Source organism: Hyphomicrobium methylovorum (genome assembly GCF_013626205.1).
GTDB classification, from domain to species: Bacteria; Pseudomonadota; Alphaproteobacteria; order Rhizobiales; family Hyphomicrobiaceae; genus Hyphomicrobium_B; species Hyphomicrobium_B methylovorum.
This window is the reverse complement of the sequence record NZ_QHJE01000001.1, coordinates 2980230-3001600: the sequence shown is the minus strand read 5'-3', so window position 1 is coordinate 3001600 and position 21371 is coordinate 2980230. Positions and strand designations below refer to the sequence as shown.

At 58.6% G+C, this 21371-nt stretch carries 18 protein-coding genes and 2 tRNA genes; 9 read left to right on the top strand and 11 right to left on the bottom strand.

The window, feature by feature from the left end; translation table 11 throughout:
• Positions 1-2 precede the first annotated feature (2 nt).
• Genes DLM45_RS14335 through DLM45_RS14320 form a run of 4 tightly spaced genes read right to left on the bottom strand, consistent with a single transcriptional unit; the run spans position 3 to position 5027 of the window.
• Positions 3-998 (bottom strand): hypothetical protein, encoded by a 996-nt coding sequence (locus tag DLM45_RS14335; protein WP_181337741.1) that lies wholly within the window; start codon positions 996-998, stop codon positions 3-5.
• Positions 995-3709 carry a fimbria/pilus outer membrane usher protein gene (locus DLM45_RS14330; RefSeq protein WP_210269849.1) on the bottom strand — a complete coding sequence of 905 codons (2715 nt, stop codon included), beginning with the start codon at positions 3707-3709 and terminating at the stop codon, positions 995-997. Before DLM45_RS14330 ends, DLM45_RS14335 begins: the two co-directional genes overlap by 4 nt.
• On the bottom strand, positions 3709-4515 hold the full coding sequence (locus tag DLM45_RS14325; protein ID WP_181337739.1) for a fimbria/pilus periplasmic chaperone: 807 nt from the start codon (positions 4513-4515) through the stop codon (positions 3709-3711). The genes DLM45_RS14330 and DLM45_RS14325 overlap by 1 nt, the downstream gene beginning before the upstream one ends.
• The gene (locus DLM45_RS14320) at positions 4512-5027 is read right to left on the bottom strand and encodes a hypothetical protein (RefSeq protein ID WP_181337738.1); all 516 of its coding nucleotides are present in this window, start codon (positions 5025-5027) and stop codon (positions 4512-4514) included. The genes DLM45_RS14325 and DLM45_RS14320 overlap by 4 nt, the downstream gene beginning before the upstream one ends.
• 425 nt (positions 5028-5452) lie before the next feature.
• Here DLM45_RS14320 and DLM45_RS14315 point away from each other — a divergent pair, with 425 nt between their 5' ends.
• The 3 genes from DLM45_RS14315 to DLM45_RS14305 all read left to right on the top strand — a co-directional run bounded on the left by DLM45_RS14315 (position 5453) and on the right by DLM45_RS14305 (position 7474).
• The gene (locus DLM45_RS14315) at positions 5453-5824 is read left to right on the top strand and encodes a hypothetical protein (RefSeq protein ID WP_181337737.1); all 372 of its coding nucleotides are present in this window, start codon (positions 5453-5455) and stop codon (positions 5822-5824) included.
• Between the two features lie 361 nt (positions 5825-6185).
• Positions 6186-6830, top strand: a complete 645-nt coding sequence (locus tag DLM45_RS14310) for a class I SAM-dependent methyltransferase (RefSeq protein WP_181337736.1) — start codon at positions 6186-6188, stop codon at positions 6828-6830.
• Positions 6831-7117: 287 nt separating this feature from the next.
• Entirely contained in the window at positions 7118-7474 is a 357-nt protein-coding gene (locus tag DLM45_RS14305) for an HVO_A0114 family putative DNA-binding protein (RefSeq protein WP_181337735.1), read from the top strand.
• Positions 7475-7611: 137 nt separating this feature from the next.
• Here the strand turns inward: DLM45_RS14305 and DLM45_RS14300 are convergent.
• A tRNA-Tyr gene (locus DLM45_RS14300) sits at positions 7612-7696 on the bottom strand.
• Positions 7697-7803: 107 nt separating this feature from the next.
• Here DLM45_RS14300 and rlmB point away from each other — a divergent pair.
• Positions 7804-8775, top strand: coding sequence for a 23S rRNA (guanosine(2251)-2'-O)-methyltransferase RlmB (gene rlmB / locus DLM45_RS14295; protein ID WP_181337734.1), 972 nt, complete (start codon positions 7804-7806; stop codon positions 8773-8775).
• A gap of 95 nt (positions 8776-8870) precedes the next feature.
• Here the strand turns inward: rlmB and DLM45_RS14290 are convergent, their stop codons facing one another.
• Complete coding sequence (locus DLM45_RS14290) at positions 8871-9212, bottom strand: hypothetical protein (protein ID WP_181337733.1); 342 nt, start codon at positions 9210-9212, stop codon at positions 8871-8873.
• 181 nt (positions 9213-9393) lie between these two features.
• Positions 9394-10836 carry an exopolysaccharide biosynthesis polyprenyl glycosylphosphotransferase gene (locus DLM45_RS14285; protein WP_181337732.1) on the bottom strand — a complete coding sequence of 481 codons (1443 nt, stop codon included), beginning with the start codon at positions 10834-10836 and terminating at the stop codon, positions 9394-9396.
• A 422-nt stretch (positions 10837-11258) separates the two neighbouring features.
• Here DLM45_RS14285 and DLM45_RS14280 point away from each other — a divergent pair, with 422 nt between their 5' ends.
• From DLM45_RS14280 to DLM45_RS14270, 3 genes are all read left to right on the top strand, one after another.
• A complete protein-coding gene (locus DLM45_RS14280) occupies positions 11259-13430 on the top strand; it encodes a GumC family protein (protein ID WP_181337731.1) in 2172 nt (723 codons plus the stop codon).
• Positions 13431-13488: 58 nt separating this feature from the next.
• Positions 13489-14334, top strand: a complete 846-nt coding sequence (locus DLM45_RS14275) for a WecB/TagA/CpsF family glycosyltransferase (RefSeq protein ID WP_246317409.1) — start codon at positions 13489-13491, stop codon at positions 14332-14334.
• 251 nt (positions 14335-14585) lie between these two features.
• Positions 14586-14888, top strand: a complete 303-nt coding sequence (locus DLM45_RS14270) for a hypothetical protein (RefSeq protein WP_181337730.1) — start codon at positions 14586-14588, stop codon at positions 14886-14888.
• A gap of 82 nt (positions 14889-14970) precedes the next feature.
• Here the strand turns inward: DLM45_RS14270 and DLM45_RS14265 are convergent.
• A tRNA-Thr gene (locus DLM45_RS14265) sits at positions 14971-15045 on the bottom strand.
• A 165-nt stretch (positions 15046-15210) separates the two neighbouring features.
• Entirely contained in the window at positions 15211-16191 is a 981-nt protein-coding gene (locus tag DLM45_RS14260; RefSeq protein ID WP_181337729.1) for a patatin-like phospholipase family protein, read from the bottom strand.
• 193 nt (positions 16192-16384) lie between these two features.
• Between DLM45_RS14260 and DLM45_RS14255 the strand changes: the two genes are divergently transcribed.
• The gene (locus tag DLM45_RS14255) at positions 16385-16951 is read left to right on the top strand and encodes a PRC-barrel domain-containing protein (RefSeq protein WP_181337728.1); all 567 of its coding nucleotides are present in this window, start codon (positions 16385-16387) and stop codon (positions 16949-16951) included.
• Between the two features lie 37 nt (positions 16952-16988).
• A complete protein-coding gene (locus DLM45_RS14250; protein ID WP_181337727.1) occupies positions 16989-18236 on the top strand; it encodes an MFS transporter in 1248 nt (415 codons plus the stop codon).
• Between the two features lie 25 nt (positions 18237-18261).
• Here the strand turns inward: DLM45_RS14250 and lpdA are convergent, their stop codons facing one another.
• Complete coding sequence (lpdA, locus tag DLM45_RS14245; RefSeq protein ID WP_181337726.1) at positions 18262-20016, bottom strand: dihydrolipoyl dehydrogenase; 1755 nt, start codon at positions 20014-20016, stop codon at positions 18262-18264.
• Positions 20017-20064: 48 nt separating this feature from the next.
• Positions 20065-21366, bottom strand: a complete 1302-nt coding sequence (locus DLM45_RS14240) for a 2-oxo acid dehydrogenase subunit E2 (RefSeq protein ID WP_181337725.1) — start codon at positions 21364-21366, stop codon at positions 20065-20067.
• Positions 21367-21371: the final 5 nt, after the last annotated feature.

The window sequence follows — 21371 nt, the reverse complement described above, 5'->3', positions numbered from 1 at the left end:
GACTAAAGATTGGGGTCGATCGTTACCTTCAGCACGCCGGAATAATTGCCGCTGATGATCGGATTTCCGCTGAGCAAATTGACATCGACATTGATGTTGCCATTGGAGGTCGCACCTGAACCGACGTTCTTCGAGCCGCTATCGGCTTGAGACGCAATCGACGTATTCAGCGAACTCGAAGCATTCCCGAACGTCCCGTTCGCGCGCCAGTTGATGGAGTTATCGAACCCCGTTTTGGGCGGCGTCGCCAAGACAGGCTGCATCGCTGACCCACTGAGACGCAGAATGGACGGCGCCGTGCATTGCACGTTCGTGAACTGCGTGGACTTCACAATCGCCGGATTGGGCACCCCGTGCGAAATCGCGGATGTGAAATCGAGCGTCGAGGAGCTTGGCGCGGGCAGAACGCACTTTGACACCACCGAAATCGATGGAACGAACGCCTGCTGCGCAATGATGGCTCTTGGAGTATTGCTCAACAAAACCCCTCGCGAGACGACAAGCAGGGTGACCTGCAGATCCGAATAGTTTCCAGCCGCCACCAGTTGGCCCGCCGGAACACGGATGATGACATTGACGGATACGCTGCCAAGCAATGGCACAACGGCGTCAATGCGATTGGCGGGAGCAGGACTAGAGCCTTGCACAAAGCCTGTTGTCTGCAGAAGCGTTGCCCCGCCTGGCGACTCTATCGTGTACTGCAACGAATTCGCGCCCTGGCTCATGACAGCGGGCAACCCCGCCAAGCGCGTAAATGAGATGGAAACGTCGCAACCAAGAGAAATGAGACTGTTCGACAACGTAATCGTAACGCCGAGTGTCGCGTCGGTGCCCGAAAATGGATCATAAGGTGACAGCAGCGTCGTCGTCACCGAACTAACAGTGATCGGAAACGGCGCGACGCACAGCGCTGCCTGCCCCGGCGTTGCCGTCACCACAAGGCATAGCGCGGCCGAAATGAAGCCAGCCACTGCCGATATCAAACGCCGCAATGTCACGTCGCGCCCCCTGGCATCAGATCTCCAGCTTTGAATAGACCGATCGTTCCGGGCGGAACGTCTATCGAATAGTGCGTCGCGTCTTCGTCGCTGCCCATGTCGATGATCCACCGCCCCGGCGACAATCCATCGGCCGCGAAGCGACCCGCCGAATTCGTGAAAATCTCGACACGCCTGTCAGGTTCTTCCGAGGCGTGGGCCGCACCCGTCAGCAACGCCAGCGGTTCGCCTTGGGCATCAAGCAACTTGCCATAGACAGAAACGGAGTGGGCCGAACCGACTTGAATTCGGTATCCGGCCTTATAAGGCGCAACCGCTTCGTACGTTCCGGAGCCTAGACTGTATCCCACCGGCAGATCAGGAACGTCGACAGGAATCGTGGTTCGCGAATAGGCGGGTAAATTCGGAACGACCGCCGGCCCCAGCCAATCCGCTTCGGCACTTACGTCCTCAGGCATTCCGGCAACAACAGTCAGGTCGGCGATGCTCTCATGCGGGCTGAGGATAGCGAAACCGTTTCCCCGTATCGGCCGACCGACTCCAATCACTCCGTCCGCAAATGCAATCGACGTCGCCGCCTCGATACTGGTGACCGACCCACGCGGTCCTCCCTCGAAGCCGTTGAAAACGGATGCCGCAAATCCTGCACGCTGCGCCACCCGCACCTCGCTGCGGTTCCCGATATACGTGATCGATCCGTCGAACGAACTTGTATCGGAACTGCCATCCTGTTGCGCATTGATCGACGTCTGCCAGCTTCCCACGCCATAGCCAGACTCGCGCGACGCAAACACATAGCCCGCATCGTTGAGCGTATCGTAGCTGGTTTCGATCCGCGTATGCTCCGCAGGGATCGCCGACAGCCGAACCATGAGGCGGAACTCGGGCTCCTCCCGTTCGTAAAAATTTCTGTAGGCATAGGATTCGTTCGAATAGCCGAGTGTGAGGCTCCCACTCATCCACGATGTCAGCGGGCGAGAGAGTGTAAGATCGGCGCCGTACCGATCATCCTTGAGCGTGTAGGGCGAAAGGATCAGTGCATCATCATTGGCGAATTGGTATCGCGCGCTGAGGGTGGCCGACGTCACCGGCGAAAGCGCCATCGAGTAATAAGCCGAGAGCCGAAGCCAATAAGGAAACTGCGGGTAGAGAATGTCCCCCGCACCAACGAGAAATTCGCCAGGCTCCCGAAAATCCCTGCTGCGGTACTCCGCGTTGAAGCGGAATGATTCCGGGAGATCGCTGTAGTACGAGAACGGCCCGCGAAAATTCGTGAGGTCGTACTTCAACTGGGTGGCAAAGCCGAAACCTGTATCGCTCGTACTCAGCGCGCCATCGAGACCGAAAAGCCCCCACGGCGTTCCAAGGCTTCCACCCACGCCGCCCATCGCGACCCTCTGATCGCCCTGCAGATTTACTTCACCAGTGAGCGCGTCGGTCAATCCGTAGCGCAGAAATCCCGTCCCGAAGAACGCGCCGCTTTCATAGCGCCGCTCGCTATCGAACAAATACGAAGGAACGCCCGCCGAAACCGACCATTCGTTCATTCCGGGCGCCAGCAGCGTATCGCCCGCAAAGGTCGAGAAGTGTAGGCTCCGAGTCTGCCCAGCGTTATCCGTAATGACGAGCTCGATATCGCTCGCGCCGCTCGGTAACGGAAAATTGGAAAGATCATACGTGCCCGCCGCAAGCCGCATGTGGCGCACGACGACACCGTTGACGCGCACATCGATTTCAGACGTGCGATCGAGTTGAAAACGCGTCCTTCCCCCAGGCGACGTATCGATACCGGGGTGAAATTTGCGCGGCGATTTCTCTATCGTGAACCCCGCAACGTCCGGCGCGCGCTGAAACCCGCTGGTGAAAACGTCCGCGTCTCCGGCCTGAATGCGAATGTCATCATCGGGAATATCGTAGACGATACGCGAGCGCGTCCGCCTGAAACCATTGAGGTCGTCATAGATGCAGCGCGCGCCGAGAGGGCAAAGACCATCGCCCCCGCGTCCGCCAAGGCTCGCTTCATTCTCGATCACGCTGCCATGCCACCGCATAGCGGATTGAAGATTGACGTGCGCTCCGGGACCCGAGCCCGTAACGCCATCATCCCAGTAGTAATCGACGCCCGCGGTGACATTCACGTAACCTGAAAAATCGGCAGGCCGAAGGGGCGGCGCGGCGGCCTTCGGCGCACGCGTGATCGGCACATCGGTTTGATGAACGTCTGCATCCGGTATCAGCACAAGTTCAAGCCGGCGACGGTCAAACTTAAGTTTGACTCCGGTGCTGTTGATATCGATCAGCGACAAGCGGCCGGAATTTCCAGGCAACGCCGCGAGACGGGCATGAACGGCGGAATCGATAACCGGTTCGAGAAGCGCGAGAAGCGGTTGCTTGGGAATGAGAACGCTATCGTTTTTCCCAATAACGACGGAGATATCACCCAGCGCATCCCCCGCGCGCGTCAACGGCACGGCGAGCGTCACAGCGCGACCGGTGCTGTTCAACGTATGCTCCTGGGCAACAAACTCGCTACCGTCCTGCGGTGCGACCCCCGCCAACAGGGGATCAGTCCGAAGCAATGCGACTCCTAAAAAACCAACAGCAGCAAAAAGCGTCGCGAGCTGCCCGCGCACCGCACGAACCGAATGGCCGCCCTCCGCTTGCCGAGCCGCGTTCGGCGTTGTCTCCGCCGCTCGCAAACTGCCGGTCATCATTTCAACTTGTAAGTTAGCGCTGCCCCCACCGCCGCAACGTTGTCAGGAACGGCGACCGGCAGCACGAACGAGCGTCGCTTTCCGGGCTGAACAAGCCCCATCCCAAGCCGCTCACGAATGATGGCCGCAGGAACCTGCGTCGACCATCCGTGCCCCGACACGTCGATCGTGGCGCGAGACAACAAAGCATGGACATTGCCGGTATTCTCGACGGTGATCGTCGGATGCCGGTGGCCGCCGCGATCGTTGGAGATGCCAGCCGCAACGACACGAAGGTTCGGCGTGCCGGAAGGTGGCGCAACGTTGACGACAACGCCAAGTCCCACGACGACCTGAACCTGACTGCGCGCTCCTTTGAACTTCACCGGCACCTGACTGACAGACATCAGATAGGATTTGCTGGCGGCAATATCCGGCTCGCCCACCCACTGCAGCCGGAAGACCTGCGTTTCGCCGGGCGCGATCATGGCTTGCGGCGGAAACACCAGAAATTCGTCACCCGCCGCACTCAGCGTTCGCCCGCTGGCCTCATCAAGGGTCAGCTTGTTCAGCACCAATTCAACGGGAAGCGGAAGATCTCCATCGTTTGTAACGCCGATCTGCGCGCGGCTTTTCCCGCCCACCGTCGACATCTCAATCTCCGTTGGCGAAACACTCATCGCCTGGGCTGCGTCAGCAGCCAGGAAAGCGATAAGCACGGCCAACACGAATACAAGCGCACGGCTGCTTACGTCCGAAGCACGGCGATATGCAGCGCGAGCGCGACGTCGGCTATCGGCCGACACCTCGCCCTGGCCATTCATATCTGCGGAACAATCGAAACGCGCAGGGTATCGGCATAGGCCCCGGCGACCAGTGGTTGGGCCGTTATCGGCGTAATCGTGACCGTGAGGCTTCCAGCTTTGGCGCCGCTCGTAGACGTCGTGCCAAGAACCTTCGTACCGAGAGGACCGACGGCTGTGCTGGATGGCGCAATCGTTACGAAACCACCGGCGCCCGCGGTATAATCGATGAAATTGTCGAAGCCGGTGATGGCTCCTGCCACCGTCGTCATGCGCCCGTTGATCGACGTCAGCGTCACATCTGCAGAAGCATTACAGATCACGGCATACGATTTCACGATCGCCGTAGAGTCGACAATACCACCAGGTGCCGGAACGGTCGCTGAATCGGCGCTCGGGGATAGCGATCCCTCAATCGTGCAGAAAGCAGCAACAGTGGCCGTCAGATTGATGTTCTGGTCCGTAGCGCTTGCCTGTCCAGCTACCACGAAGGAAAAAAAGGCAAACACGATCGATCGGAAAAATACCGGCATTGAGAGTCCTCGCATGTTGACAGTCAGATCAGAGAAAAAAAAGAAACTTTGAAACGTACAGAGACTTCGAAAAACGTAGTGCGCGCTAAAATGTACACCGTACAGAAACTATCGTGATTCGCGGCAACAGTCTGCGGCACGCCGTCGCCACGCAAGCGGCGAGCAAGGTTCGCGCAAGGTTGCAGGGACGGAATCATCCGCGAGCCGCATATCTCTATACTGACGACATCCGTTGCCTTTGCTCGACAGCCCGCGTTTTTCGATCCGCATCGCTTGACAGATTTTGCCCTCCGATGCGAAATTCGAGCACCTTAGCCAAGGTGCAATCGGACAAAATCGCGACGCGTCGCGTAGAAATTTAAAGCGCGCAGTTGGCTCCCCTAAGAAGCAATGTGTTTCGCGTCGATCACTGGGAGACTGTCGCGATGGATGACCTCGATACCCTCAGGGACACTTCGAGCTTCACGCCGATCAACATCCGCTTTGATCTCTATGGCAGCGTAGAGAAGACGCTCGCTGCCCATGGCGTCAGCATCAAAGACTTCGTCTTGCGCGCCTTCATAGAAGTATCGAATTGCGGCAACGGGTTCGAAGTCGCGCATCAAGCTTTCGAACTGCGCGGAAACGGACAGTCTCTCTGGTTCAATGTTACGTCCTATCCGCGGCTGGACGACGCCGAGGTTTGCCTTTGCATATCGCCCGGAAAAGGTCCGAATAACCGCGAGCCTGCCGACAAGTTCTTTGAAGAATTATCGTGCAATCTCTTTGACGAATCCGCGACAAGCACAAAACACTAGCCGCAATGACGCTGGCTCAATGAGAGCGCTCCTCATTGTTCTGTCCAGACACCGCAAGATCACACGCTCCGGAGAAAAATTCCGAAAGCCTGTGGGGTCAATGAGTTTGGCTTGACCACTCGGCAGCCAGCTTAATCCAATAAGCGCTGACGAATTTTGAGCCGCGGCATTGCTCGAAATAAAGCGCCGGACTCGCCAAATTTGGCCGCCATTAATCCATTTAATTTTCCATAAAAATTCTATTTTTAACCGAATACGCAATAATGCCGCCAAAACTCATCAAATCCCGCTAGTTGTAGAGGTGTATTTTATTCCGATGAAATGAACACGAATTGATATTCATATAACGGCGAGAATTGCCATGACGGCAACGCTGAGAGTTCAAACATTCTACCAACTGCTGCAACCATACAGCGCCCGCAGGCGCCGCAAGCGCATTAGTCAATTCATCAACCGAATGGGCTTGCGACCCGGAATGCGGGTCATCGACCTTGGTGGAACACCCAAGATCTGGGAGTTGGTGCCGACGCCTCTTGATATAACTCTGCTCAACAGCGGCCAAGATCCCTGCACCGTCAGGTCCAACGGCAAATCACATCACAAGTTTACATATGTCCAAGGGGACGCGTGTGATCTGACCGCACCGTCGAACAGCTTCGATCTCGTATTTTCAAACAGCGTCATCGAACACGTGGGCGACAGTGGCCGCCAGGAAGCATTCGCTACAAACGCACGCCGCCTCGCACCCAGATATTGGATCCAGACGCCAGCCAAATGGTTCCCGATCGAGGCCCACAATGGCATGCCATTGTGGTGGTTCTATTCGGAAGCACTGAGAGAGAAATATCTGCGCCGCTGGAAAGAAAAAATGCCGGAATGGACCGAGATGGTAGCCGGCACACGCGTAATCGAAAAGCGCTCCTTAATTACAATGTTTCCGGACGCAAAAATATTCGTCGAGCGATCTCTGGGAATAGTAAAATCATATACCGTCTACCGCATCTGACTGGACACACACCGAATCCCAATTCGTCACCTCGGCCTAAGCGGACCCGTTCGGTGCGGGCGCCACTTGCAAATATCCCACAGCAACGCACCGATTGCGACGACCGCTGCATAAATGACGATGATGTCTGTAGCGCTCAGCATAGCGCCTTAAGAAGGGATGATTCGCACACCACATCGCCACCGCGCCTTGCACCCAGCCTCACAAAACATCGCGAAATTGTTGTTCCCGTTGACAACGATTGCGAGCGTTGTTTTCAATAACAATACGAAAGTGGGGCTAACAAAATGACCAACCTACTCATAAAAATTCAGTCCACCGAAGAATGGAAGCGTGGCGCACTGGCGGCGCTAAAGGCCGCGCAGAAGGGCAAGACAAAGGCGGAGCACTCTGTTGGCTTCCCAACCTATTCGGACATGCACGAAACCCTTGCGCCGTCGCGCCTCGAAATTATCAAGGCACTGGCTGGCCAAGGACCGCTTGCCATTCGTGAGGTTGCGCGCAGGGTTGGGCGCGACGTGCAAGCCGTGCATCGCGACGTGACTCGCCTCATCAACGCCGGCGTGATCGAACGCGACGAAAAGGGCGTGCGGTTCGATTATGATGGGCTGAAGTTTGAGTTTAAGGTTGAGCTGGCGGCGTGAATTAATCGCAAGCACAACCAACCCCTTATCCGCACAAATCCACAAACTTCGCGGATCGCACTTCTTGTGAGCGTCGGTCCTAACTTTTGCAGGAAGTTGCTTCGTAAGGCTGAAACGGGCGTCTGCGGAAGGTAAGTTGGTGGAGAGGGCTGGATTCGAACCAGCGTAGGCGAAGCCAACGGATTTACAGTCCGTCCCCTTTAGCCACTCGGGCACCTCTCCCCAGGGCGACACTGAAGCCGCCAAACGAAAGCGCCCTGCCGTCGAGGGCAGGGCCTACGCCCGCGTTATCTTCACGGGGGCCTTCCCTGTCAATCGGAAAAGCTGCAATGTCGCGGCGACATCCAGTGCTTAGCCGCTTCTCAGCTCTGCTTGGCCCGCCAGAACGGGCCGGCGTGCCGAAAGCCGCCCATTCAAGTGCGAGATCAGCCCTGTCAAACGAACGCTTCAAGAAGCCATGGCGCGAGAAAAAGCGCTTTTCGAGCCGCCTAGAACGCGCCCGCGGCGCGGCGTCGGGCGGAAAGCCGCAGCGGCACGGCGCGCCGGGAGAGCAAGGCTCGGCGGGGCACGATGGCCCGCTCGAACTCTTCGGCCTGCACGCGGTAGAAGCTGCACTCCGTAACCCAGCGCGACGCGCCCACCGGCTCCTACTGACAGAGAACGCTGAGCGACGGCTTATCGAGGCCCTGGGCGCGATTTCCCCCCCGATTGAACGGGTCACACCCCGGGACCTGGATCGCCGCCTCGGTGCCGATACGGTCCACCAGGGGGTGCTGCTGGAGACGGAGCCGCTTCCAGAGCCCCACTTTGAAGATCTCGCAAAAGATGCGAACGCACGGCCCTTGATTGTGCTCGATCAGGTAACTGATCCCCACAACGTCGGCGCGATTCTGCGATCGGCTTCTGTATTCGGGGCCAGCGGCCTCGTGATGACGCGACGGCACAGTCCTCCGCTTAACGGCGTTCTCGCAAAATCGGCCTCGGGCGCACTGGAACTCGTACCCGTCGCGCTGGTGGCCAACCTGGCGCGGGCGCTCGATGAACTGAAGGAAGCGGGTTTTACCGTCTTGGGTCTGGATGGCGAAGCGGAACAATCGATCGCTGACGCCGACTGGTCTCGACCAACCGCAATCGTCATGGGCGCCGAAGGCAAAGGCTTGAGAGAACTCACGCGGAAAACGTGCGACAGCCTTGTGCGCATCCCGCAGGACGGCCAGCTCGCCAGCCTGAACGTATCGAATGCCGCAGCAGTTGCGCTCTATGCGGCAATGGCCTCACGCCAGCAGCGAACGAAGGCTTGATCCCGCGGACGCATACTCCAACGCGTCCCCCAAAAACGCGTCCGGCGGCGCTATGAACGCCGCCGATCGACTCAATCTGAAAACGATGTCGTTGCTTACCAATCGCCGCGGCGATGTCCGCCGTAATGACGGCGATGCCATTCGACATGGCGATAATTGCGCTTGGGCGATCCCCACGACGCGTAATATGGCGGCAAATGTCCGCGATAGCGCCGGACCTGACGCGGACCCCACTCACCCGAGTTGTAGTAGGGATACCATCCACGCGGAGAGTAATAGTAGCCGTAATAACGTTCGAGGTCCGCCGCTTTATCCGGATCGAACTGGCGATAGCGCAGGTCCGGACGATGCAGTGCATCGAACGCGGACACCGGCTGACTAACAGAAAGCAGCGCCGCAGCGGTTGCTGCGAGTGCTATTAGAGAAGGCGTGCGCATTGGGCAGCTCCAGGTCTCGTCGGTGCGCCGGCAGTTCGCCACCGCAGTAGAATCGTTGCCTAGATTATCTGAAGATCGCCTAAACAGCACGGGCCGGACAATCGCTATCAGCCGTTTCTGGCGTAACCGTAGCATCGCCGCCATGGCCACAGCAGGCCCCGGATCAGCCGAAAAGCACCCTCTAGAGCGCGTTCCGGCTCGCCTTAGGCGAAATAAGCGTCAGCAGAATAATGTAGAGATCGAAACCCATCGAGCAGTTATCGATGTAAAAAAGATCATGCTCGACGCGTTGGCGCATGGCGTCGTCAGTGATCGTAGCACCCCGGAAGCCATTGACCTGCGCCCAGCCGGTAATTCCGGGTTTCACATTCAACCGACGGGGATAGTCAGCAATCCGGCGTTCGAACTCCCGATCGTGAGCCACCGCATGCGGCCTCGGCCCCACCAGCGACATCTCACCCTTGATGACATTGATGAGCTGCGGCAGTTCGTCGAGAGACGTCCGGCGAAGGAAATTGCCGATCGCAGTTATGCGCGCGTCGCCTTTGGTTGCCTGCCGAATGGTGTCACCGTCGTCGAGCGTCGTCATGGTGCGAAACTTCCAAATTCGGAACTCCGCCGTGTTGTAGCCACGCCGCCGCTGCTTGAAGAACACCGGCCCTTTGCTATCGAGCTTGATCACCAATCCGATAAGCGCAAAGAGCGGCGCAAGAAGCACAAGCGCCAGACTAGCGACGATGAAATCGAAAGCGCGCTTCGCCGCCGCTTCGAATGAGCCGAGCGGCGCGCGCGTAATTGACAGCGCCGCAGCGTGGCCGAAGCGTGCAACGCGCACGTGCTTGAACCGCGCAAGAAAGCCACCCGCACTCAAATGAATGGCAACCGGAAGCGCACTGAACGCCGCTACGGTTTTCTCCAACGTATGCTCGCCCGAAAGCGAGTTTGAAATGATGACGTCTTCGATGCCCAGCGCCCGCGCCTTTGCCACGGCGGAACTGAGCGCTGCGTCGAGATCCGCGCGATCCGCATCGCTATCGCCAAGCGTCATGCGCGCAGCAACCGCGAACCCAGCCGCGCTGCTCACGATCTCCCGTTCGAGGTCGGATAGATCGGTATCGGTCGCGACAATCATAAGCTTCCGGCAGCGCACCCAACTGCGGGCAATCAGCAGCGAAATCAACGCGCGGAGTCCAACATTGAACAAAAGCACGGTGATAAAGCCGAAGACGTAAAAGAGCGTCAGCCAGCCTCGCGAATAGATCTGCGTTCCCTTGGTGAGAAAGCCGATCACTGCAAGTGCAACGAAGACGATGTTCCAGTTGATGAACAACCGGCCCGCTGTACGGCGACCATCGAGAAGGCTCTCGACGCCGTATTCTTCGCGGATGAGGGATGCGAGTCCAAACCCCATCGCGATAAGGGCGCCGATGGCCGCGAAGCTCCCGATTGAACCCAACGATCCGTAGACCAGAACGTGATACGCACTGCCCGTCGCTACCGCAGCGGCAATGATACAAAGAATCTCGATGAAGAAAGCTGCGGCACCGATACGAGGATATGTCAGCGCAAAGCGCGGCCATCTCAACTTGGTATCAGCCGCAATACTGTTTGCGCCGCTGTTCACGAGTAACTTCCCTGTCACGTTCCAACGAACCGGATCGTTCGTCGTGAACCGACAATGCATTTCGTGGGCCTAGATATAGCGCCGCCTTAGATTATTTCTGCCGGACTAAATTTATCGAAAATTCACTATCTCCATACTGCTTCCGTATTAGGCCTCAACCCCACCTAAGTCCCCCGGCCACCATAAATATCCCGCCTCACCGGGACCTGCCGGGACTTTGGGCATACCTCTTGCAAAATGACCGTTCAGAAAAGCTGCCCGGGCTGGAAAGCGCGCGACGTGCTTGCGTCGATCTTTGCAACCTCAAGGCAGCTGCGTTTGGTTTTAATACGTCAACGGCGCAAAATGAGACACTTCGATGCTCTCGATAATCTTCAGGCATCAGTCGTTCACTTTACCCGGCGCCGCACAGGTCATTTGGAATGCCGATACGCAGAGCGCAGAACACCGGATCCTCGATCGTCGAGTCATATGAAGAGAGAGACCCGCCAACGACGGACAATCTTTTTGCCGGCCTCCAACGGAACCGGCGCAAGATCTATGTCTCCGTTCTCCTGACGCTCGCAGCCGCTCTGGCATTTCTTGCAGTCAGCCGACCCGCTTACATGGCGTCGGCTTCGCTGTTCGTCGATCTCCGCAATCCCAAAGTCGTCACGAACAACGCCGCGGCAAGCGGTTACAATCCGGATGCGGCGCTGCTCGAAAGCCAGATCGTCATCATCAAGTCGCGCTCAGTACTGAAGCGCGTGGTCGATAGCCTTAACTTGGCAAATGATCCGGAAGCGACGGGAGACAATCCAGGCCTCCTCGCCCGGATAAAAAGCCTCGTCGTCCCGCAAGTTCCTCGCGGCAATGCCGCCGACCGGGCACTCGATGCGCTGTCCCGCACCGTTCGCGTGCAACGCGCAGCGAACACGTACGTCATCAATATAGACGCCACGTCATCGTCGCCGGAAAGGGCGGCTCAAATCGCCCAGGGAGTATTGGACGCCTATCTCGCCGATCAGATGGACGCCAAAAGCGCCGACGAAAAGCGCGCCAACGCTCTGATCAACGCCCGCCTCGACGAACTTCGCGCCACTGTCCGCAGTGCCGAGGCGCGCTACGACAATTATAGACGCGCCAATGCCATTCTGACGGCGGAAGGCCGCGCCGTCGCCGAACAGCAGCTCACCAAGTTAAGCGAACAATTGACGACCGCACGCGCCGCGACCGCCGAAGCCCGCGCACGCCACGAGCAAATCCAAAGCACGCTCGCATCTTCGTTCGGCGCAAGCCTCAATACAGAAGCGCTGAAGTCACCCCTCATCCAGCGGCTGCGCGATCAATACGCCCAGATAGCCCGGCGCGAAGCCTCTCTGTCATCGCAATTGGGAGCGCGTCACCCGGTGCTCGTAGACGTGCGCTTCCAACTCACCGAGATGCAAAACCAGATTGACGCCGAACTTGTCCGCATCTCGGGAGCCGCCGCAAATGATTATCAGGCCGCGCTAAAACGCGAACGCGATCTCGTCCACGAACTCGAAGATGCCAAGCAGGATGTAACCCGCACGCAAACCGCAGAGATCAAGGCACGCGAAATCCTGCAGGAAGTGATGACAAGCCGCGAGTTGATGCGCCAATTTCTTCAGCGCGCCAAGGAAACGAACGAGCAGGAAAAAATATCAACGCCGGACGCACGCATTATCAGCGCGCCATCCGTGCCATCGAAGCCGTCCAACCCGAGCTCCATATTGGTCCTGGGAGCGGGCCTTGTCAGCGGACTTGGCCTCGGGCTGGGCTGGGCGTTCCTCGCACACAGCTTCGATGAAACGATCCAATCCCCCGCTCAACTGGCCACCGATTTGGGCCTCGAGTCCGTCGCCGCCCTCCCCGTTTTGACAGAGACGCGGGGCGGCCGAGGCGCGACCGCAGCCAACATTAAAATCCCGGATGCGAAACAGTTCAAAGCGCTCTTACACACCATTGCTGATCCAAGAACCCCAGACCATAGCCGCTATCGCCAAGCCGTCTTAAGGCTTCTTGCGCGCATCATGGCGCACGGACGCGCTGGCCATCCGCCCGTCGTCATGATTGCTTCGCCACATCACGGGGCAGGAAACTCGACGGCGGCACTTGCTCTCGCCTATGCAGCCTCGCTCAACGGCGACCGCACACTGCTGATCGATGCCTCATCCTCGAATCCGGAACTGTCGAGAGCCTTCGCAACATCGTTGCAGCCAACCACGGTCATCAAGCTCGACAACAAGGATCATCTCAATCAGATCACGACACACGATGCAGGATCCGGCCTCGCGTTCCTGCCGATCGCGCTCGCCGATCTCCGCAAGCTGAAAAGCGATCAGCGCCGCCGCCTCGTAACCGGGTTAAGCGCCCTCTGCCCGGGCTACGACCTCGTCGTCATAGACGCCGGCAGCGTGCTGGAAGACGAAGCAACCGCGAGCCTGCTGCCTGTTGTCAGTCAGGTGTTCCTGCTCGCCCGCCAAGGCAGAACGGCCAGCGTCGATCTTATCCAGACATTGGACGTACTGGACCCGGAAGGTGAACGCCTGGCCGGAGCAATTTTGACTATGAACGAAGCATCCTCCGCTTAGGGCACAAGGCCCAATATTCGCATTTTTGGTCTAGAGTTCGAACAAATGGGATGCGGGCATGGAACTTGCTGACCCTCTCGATACCCATTGGGCGGACACCCCAACTGAAACTGTCCGCTCGATAACCATTAAGCGGACGACCATGTTGCAATCGCCGAAATCCATACTCGCCCGCGTTGACGGCTACACGATCAATTCGCCCGATCTCGCGGACGCCATCGACTCCGCTCTCGACCGCGCTCACGCTGCTGTCCCCTTCACCGTCTTCACGTTGAACCTCGATCACTTGGTCAAGCTTCGCCGCAACGATGCCTTCCGACGGGCGTACGCCAACGCCACCATCGTTACGGCCGACGGCGCGCCGGTCGCCATGTTGGCGCGGCGGCAAGACGAGCGAATTGAACGCACCACAGGCGCGGACATGGTCCTGCCGCTGATCCGCGCCGCCGCGGCATCCCATCTCCCGATTTATCTCTTCGGCTCCTCGCCGGACATTCTGCGCGACGTCAGCGCAAAGCTTCGCGAACTGACTCATGGGTCGATCGACATCCGCGGCGCAGCTTCGCCTTCACTGTCGTTCAATCCCGAAGGCGCTGAAGCAGACGCCGCACTCGACGCAATCAAGAGATCAGGCGCGCGCCTGTGCTTCGTTGCACTCGGCGCCCCAAAGCAAGAGGTATTCGCCGAACGCGCACGCGCGGAAGGCATCGCTTGCGGAATGGTCTGCATCGGCGCCGCTCTCGACTTCATCGTCGGCGCACAAACCCGCGCGCCTCTTGTTTTTCAAAAGACCGGACTGGAATGGGCGTGGCGGCTCGCGTCCAATCCGCGGCGCCTAGCAAAACGCTACCTCGACAGTGCCTTGCTCTTCGCGGGACTTCTCCTAAAGCCGAGCAGGAACTAATCGCGACGAAATGAATCGCGACGCGGCAATCGCGCGCCATCATCGTACGCACAATCTGCCCGCCGAGCGTGTGCGCACGAGAGTACAGCACCATTGAGATGAGCATCTCGGTCCAAATCTCGGAAACATCCGGCATTTATGCTTTGCGAAGATAATTCCGCCCGAATTCGACGGATAAGTCCCCGCGCGGCGTTACCTCACTGAGATGCGGTGCCGCCGCATCAATGAGACTAGCGAGATTGGAGATAATCTTGAAATTTAAAACCATTGCTCTGTTCGCCATGCTGTTCGCCGTCCCGGCAACGTCTGCGTCGGCGGTCACCGTTGCGAACACGCAAGCGATTGCATCGACCTCATCCACGTCAACGCTTCATACGGTCGACTATCGGAACAACAAGAAGCACTACCGTCAACACCGCCACAACAAGCGGCACTACAAGCCGGGCCATCGCTACGACAGAGCGCCCGCCAACTGGCATCGCCATCATAAGCGCCCGGGTGACTGGCAGCGTCGCGGCTGCATCATGGTCGGCCCGCTCTGGTGGTGCCCGTAACGCTCTGATGAGCGGAACGTGACGAATCAAGTTTTGGGAGCAGAGACATCTCTGCTCCTTTTTCTTTTGCTGATTTTTGGAATGGTGCCGGCTGCAGGATTTGAACCTGCGACCCCCTGATTACAAATCAGGTGCACTACCACTGTGCTAAGCCGGCAAACCAAGAAGAATACGCGAGCGAGGACCCCGCCCAGGAGCACGCTTTTCGAAGCGCGATTGGCGCTTAATACAAGAGGTTACGCATTCCGCGCAAGCTGCGCATTTTGGCGCCCCTCAAGCGCTCGACCCAGCCAAGCAAAAGGCCTGCCCGACCCCAAACGCCTCATTTGCCGTTCGTTGCTTCTGCGGGCGAAAAGAGGCGCCCGGCCACAGGGGCCGCCGTCCGATCACGCACCTGCCGCGCGATGGTTGGCAGAAACGGCTCGATCGCCTCGCGTCCCATCGCAATCATCTCATCGGCACGATGAAAATCGAGAACACCGATGTGCGCCAGATCAGGCGCCAGCAAATGATCGGGCGGATCACCCATCAGCCGCGCCCGCGCGATCCGATCATGAAAAATGCTGAACGAATTTAGAATGACCGACGTAATACCGGGAGCCGCCTCCTCACGATGTCCGAAGAGCTGCCGATGCAGCAACTGTAGCGCGCCGCGCCCATTCCATCGCGTAATCGGCACAGGCGGCGCAGACTCCATTGGCGCGATCTCGACGGTTTCTTCGTCGTCGTCCAAAAGAATTCCACCGCGCCCGAATTCGCTCGTCAGATTGACGGCAACGACCGTCCGCGCGCCCATCGAACGGCAGACCGAAACCGGAATGGGATTGACCAGGCACCCGTCCACTAGCCATCGGCCATTGATGCTAACCGGGCGAACGATCCCCGGAATGGCGGAAGACGCGCGCACCGCCTCATTCACGCATCCGCGCCGCAGCCATATCTCATGCCCGCTGGAGAGATCGGTCGCGATTGCCGCAAACCGCGTCGGCAGATCTTCGATCTTCAATCCGCTCAGATGATCGTCGAACCGGTCGAACAGGCGCTGTCCGGTGATGAGCCCAGACCCCGAAACGCTGAGATCGAGATAGCCGAACACGCCCCGACGCGTCAGCTGGCGTGCGAACTCTTCGAGAGCATCCAGCCGACCCGCTGCATAATGGCCTCCAACGATGGCACCTATCGACGTGCCGACAACGATATCCGGTTCGAGATCTGCCTCGATCAATCCGCGCAAAATTCCGATATGCGCCCATCCACGGGCCGCTCCGCCCCCTAACGCCAACGCAAATTTTTCTTTAGCCATAGAATGTCCCGGAACGGTTGCCTGTCACAGGCAACGCGCGGCTACGCCAATTGGTTCGCAACGACAGGGGCCACTGCCGCCGTTTCGAAGGCGAGTTTGCTCAGGAACCCCACATCGGTTGGTGAGTTAGCCATCGCAGGACCGTCTTTTCTCTGCCGCAAGCCACGGCCAAATGCGCAGAAAAGAAAAACGCATGAAACATACCGGGCGAATTGCATGGACGAGCGCCGTAGCGCTGACCCTTGTGTTGATTGAGTCCGGCAACGTCGGTGCCCAAGCCGCTTCGCCGCCCCAGACGCCGCCGCACACCTCCGATACACCACAAGCCTCACCACCTCGAAAAGGAGATCCCAAAGATCTGCCCACCAAACTTGAGGGAACGCCGGCCGTAGTAGTCGATGACACCGAAGTCGAAAGCCTGCTCGGCAAAGACATCAAAAGCGCCACTGGCGAAAAACTCGGACAGATTACGGACGTCATCGCCGGCAAGTCCGGTGACATTCGCGCGGCCATAATAGACTTCGGCGGCTTCCTGGGAGTCGGCACGCGCAAGATTGCGATCGCATGGTCTGCGCTCCGCTTCACGCCGGAGGCGATTGTCGTCGACATGACGCGAGACGAGCTCCGCGTCTCGCCGGAGTATCGGCACGGCGAACCGATCGTGGTCGTTGGCGCAACGAGCAGCTCACCTCCTGGCAAAGCGGCTGCCTCCTCCAACGCCCCGCCACAACAGAAGCCGTCACAAGCTCCCGGAAAATGAGAGCGTTATGCGCGCCACCAGCGGATGGGATTAGGCGATGCAGAAACGTGAGCAAAGGGAATGCCCACGCACTCTAAAATCCGCGCGCCGAAGTGGACAAGGCATCGACTGGTTCGCGTTCTTCGTTGCCGACGTACAGATGGGCTTTGGCCCGTTTCTCAGCGTCTACCTGACGACTGAAAAATGGACCAACGCGGACATAGGCCTCGTCTTCACCATCGTCAGCGTGATCGCGCTTTTGGGCCAACTCCCAGGCGGCGCGCTCGTCGACGCTGTCCGCCGCGAAAAGCTTCTCGCAAGCATTGCAATGGTTGCCATCGGCATCAGCGCCTTTTGCATCGCGCTCTGGCCACGCTTTTCAGCCGTCATCCTCGCCCAGACGCTGCATGCTGCCGCAAGCGTCATCATCGGTCCGGCACTCGCAGCACTCAGCCTGCGTCTCGTGGGCCACCGCCTGATCGGGGAGCGCCTCGGCCGCAATGCGGCTTTCGGTTCAGCGGGCAGCGTGGTCGCCGCAATAGCGATGGGCGTATGCGGCTATCTGTTGACGAGCCAAGCGGTGTTCTTCGTTTCAGCTTCGATGGTGATCCCAGCACTCATCGCCTTGCAGTTCGTTTCGAGCGAAGATCTCAAACATCATAAAGTTGCGCAGATCGAAGACACGACCTACGATTTCAGAAACGCGCTCAAAGAACTCTCAGGTCACCGGCCGCTGTTGATCCTCGCCATCAGCGTCGCGCTCTTTCATCTTTCGAATGCTGCGGTTCTGCCGCTTGTCGCCAATATCATTACGCTCCGTTCCAGCGAGGCGGCCACGGCGCTCGTTGCGCTCTGCATTATCGGTCCGCAAATCATCGTTACGCTCGCATCCGCTCCGGTCGGACGCTACGCCGACCGATATGGACGCCACAAATTGCTGCTGATTGGATTTGCCTCGCTGCCAATCCGCATCGTGCTTTTGGCCGCAACGACGGAACCCGCTATTCTCGTGACGATTCAGATTCTCGATGGCATCTCAGCAACCGCGCTCGGCGTGCTCGTCGCCAGCTCCGTCGCCGACATCACTGAGGAAAGCGGAAACTTCAATCTCGCGTTGGGCTTCATCGGCATTGCCATGGGCCTCGGCGCTGCGATCAGCACCGCGCTCGGTGGTTACCTCGCCTATCGTCTCGGCGTCGAAGCGGCCTTCCTGGCACTTGCATCGATAGGTCTCGTCGCATTCACCACAGTCGCTTGCGCCCTGCCGGAAACGAAGATCAAAGACACACGCGAACAAGCAGCATAGCTGGCCGCAGTCTGCTCAAGTTATCTCACACACGCTTTTGCGGCGGCAGATCGGTGCAGATCCCTTCAAAAACCTCGGCTGCCATCCCGATAGATTCCGACAGCGTGGGATGCGGATGGATCGTCTTCCCGATATCGACGGCATCCGCGCCCATCTCGATCGCCAAACACACTTCGGAAATCAGATTGCCCGCTTCAACGCCAACGATAGCGCCCCCTACGATGCGCTCTGTTTCGGGATCGAAGAGCAGCTTGGTGAAGCCCTCCGCACGTCCGTTCGCAAGCGCCCGGCCTGACGCAGCCCAGGGAAAAATTGCCTTACGATAGGGAATGCTCCGCGCCTTCGCGTCCGTCTCGGTCAATCCCGCCCAAGCGATTTCTGGGTCCGTGTAAGCTACCGACGGAATTTGCCGCGCATCGAACGCACTCCGCTTTCCCGCTGCGTTCTCCGCCGCTACGTGCCCCTCATGCACGGCCTTGTGTGCAAGCATGGGCTCGCACGCGACATCGCCGATCGCAAAGATATGTCTGACGTTCGTCCGCATCTCACGATCGACGGGGATGAACCCTCGCTCCGAAATCCGAACCCCCGCCTTCTCGGCTCCAATCGCGTTGCCATTCGGCTTTCGACCGACTGCCGAGAGCACAAGCCCGTACTGCATCGTCTCGCCCGGCGCGTTCTTGCCTTCGAAGGTGATCTCTATACCGTCTTGCTTTGCCTTCGCCGCGACAACGCGCGTATCGAGCATGATCCGACCAAAGCGGCCCGCATTGAACTTCTGCCAGACGGCAACGAGATCGCGATCCGCTCCCGGCATCAATCCGTCGAGAACCTCCACGACGTCGACGCGCGCACCCAGCGCCGAATAGACCGTCGCCATTTCAAGACCGATGATACCACCACCGATGACAAGCATCGACTTCGGCACGTGTCGCAACTCCAGCGCGCCGGTCGAATCCACGATGCGCGGATCATCAGGAAGAAACGGCAAGCGCACAGCTTCCGAGCCCGCCGCAATGATCGCAGACTCAAACCGAACAATCGTTTCCTGCGCGCCGGACGTAATCTTCAAAGAATGTTCGTCAACAAACGCCCCCACTCCGGTGAGCGTCGTGACCTTGCGCGCCTTGGCCATGCTCGCGAGACCGCTCGTCAACTTGGTGACGACCGCATCCTTATGCGCCGCAAGCGCCTTGAGATCGACTTCCGGCGCACCGAAACGAACACCCTGCCGCTCAAGAGCCCGAGCAGCTTCAATGACGCCAGCCGTATGCAGCAACGCTTTCGACGGGATACAGCCGACGTTCAAACACACGCCGCCAAGCACCGGCCACCGTTCGACCAAAACCGTTCGCGCACCAAGATCAGCCGCGCGAAATGCAGCGGAATACCCGCCCGGCCCTGAGCCAAGAACAAGCACATCACACTCGTGGTCCGCAGCCGCGCGCTTTTCCTTCGATTGCACCGACGTTTCCCGAGAAGACGCTGATTGCTTCTCGCCTTTCGAAGGGTCAGCATCAGCGGTGGCAGCGTCGTCCTTGTCGCTACTCTCAAGGACCGCAATCTCCGTCCCCTCGCTCACGCGATCGCCCACCTTAACGAGCACGTCAACGATGACGCCGTCTGCGGGCGAAGGAACATCGAACGACGCCTTGTCGCTCTCGAGAGTGAGCAATGCGTCTTCCTTGGCGACCCTTGCACCCGGCTTCACCAATACCTCGATAACCGGCACATCTTCGAAGTCGCCGATATCCGGAATTCGAATCCGTTGTTTACTCATCTCTGGTGTCCATGCTCCCGAGAGAAGGCACGATCGTGAGAGCGCCCGCTAAAGCACAAGCTGGCGAACATCGCTAAGCGCATCGCTCATTTTCCGCAGAAAACGCGCGGCAAGCGCACCGTCGATCGCACGATGATCGTAGGAAAGACAAATCGGAAGCATCAAACGCGGTTGAAACGTCTTGCCGTCCCAAACAGGTTTCATCACCGCCCGCACAACACCAAGAATAGCGACTTCCGGCGCATTCACGATCGGCGTGAAACCCGTTCCGCCTATCCCACCGAGACTCGAAATGGAAAACGTGCTGCCCTGAATATCCGTCGGCGTAATCCGCCCCTCGCGCATCCGTTCCGACACGGCGGTCAGCTCCTGGCTCAGCTCCAGAATGCCCTTCCGATCCACATCTCGGATCACAGGCACGACAAGCCCGTCCGGCGTATCGACCGCAACGCCGATGTTGTAATAGCGCTTGAGAATGAGCGCATCTTTACTCGGCGCGAGCGACGCATTGACGTTCGGATGTTGCTTCAGCGCGAAAACGGAAGCCTTCAGCAGAAATGAAACGAGCGTCACGCGATATCCTGAAGCCTTCGCCGTTTCATCGAGAGATTTGCGATAGCTTTCAAGTTCCGTAATGTCAGCTTCATCCGAATTGGTGACATGCGGAATGTTGAGCCACGAACGATGCAGATGCGGACCGGCGAGGCGTTGCAGCCGCGACATCGGCTTCGTTTCAATCGGACCGAATTTTGCGAAGTCTTGAGCGGGGATTTCAGGAATGCCGACGCCGTGCGACATCGCGCTGCCCGCGCTCTCCGCGATATGGCGTTTCACATCGTCCTTGGTGATCCGGCCCTTCTCACCCGACCCCTTCAACTTGGTCAAATCGACATCGAGTTCATGCGCTATCCGGCGCACCGATGGACTCGCATGCACAAGTCCCGGCTCCACCGGCAGCGATGAAGGCGCACGTGGCATCTCTGGCCGAGCTTCCTCATCCTCGCGCGACTGCGGTTCACGCTTAGACTCGTGATGATCTGTATTCGCTTTGTCTTCGTCGCCTTTGTCGTCGTCTTCGTCATCCGCCGGTTTACTATCCTTCTTCCCGGTACCGCCCGTCTCGAGACGCAGAATGACCGCGCCCTCGCTGACTTTGTCTCCAACCGAGATGAGAATGTCTGTAACCCGCCCTGCTTCCGGAGCCGGAATATCGAGCGCAGCCTTATCGCTTTCGAGCGTAATCAGCGGCTCGTCGGCGGCCACCGTTTGCCCCGTCTTCACCTGAACTTCGACAACGGGGACGTTCTCGAAATCGCCGATATTCGGTACTTTTACGTCAACCAGCGCCATTTCGA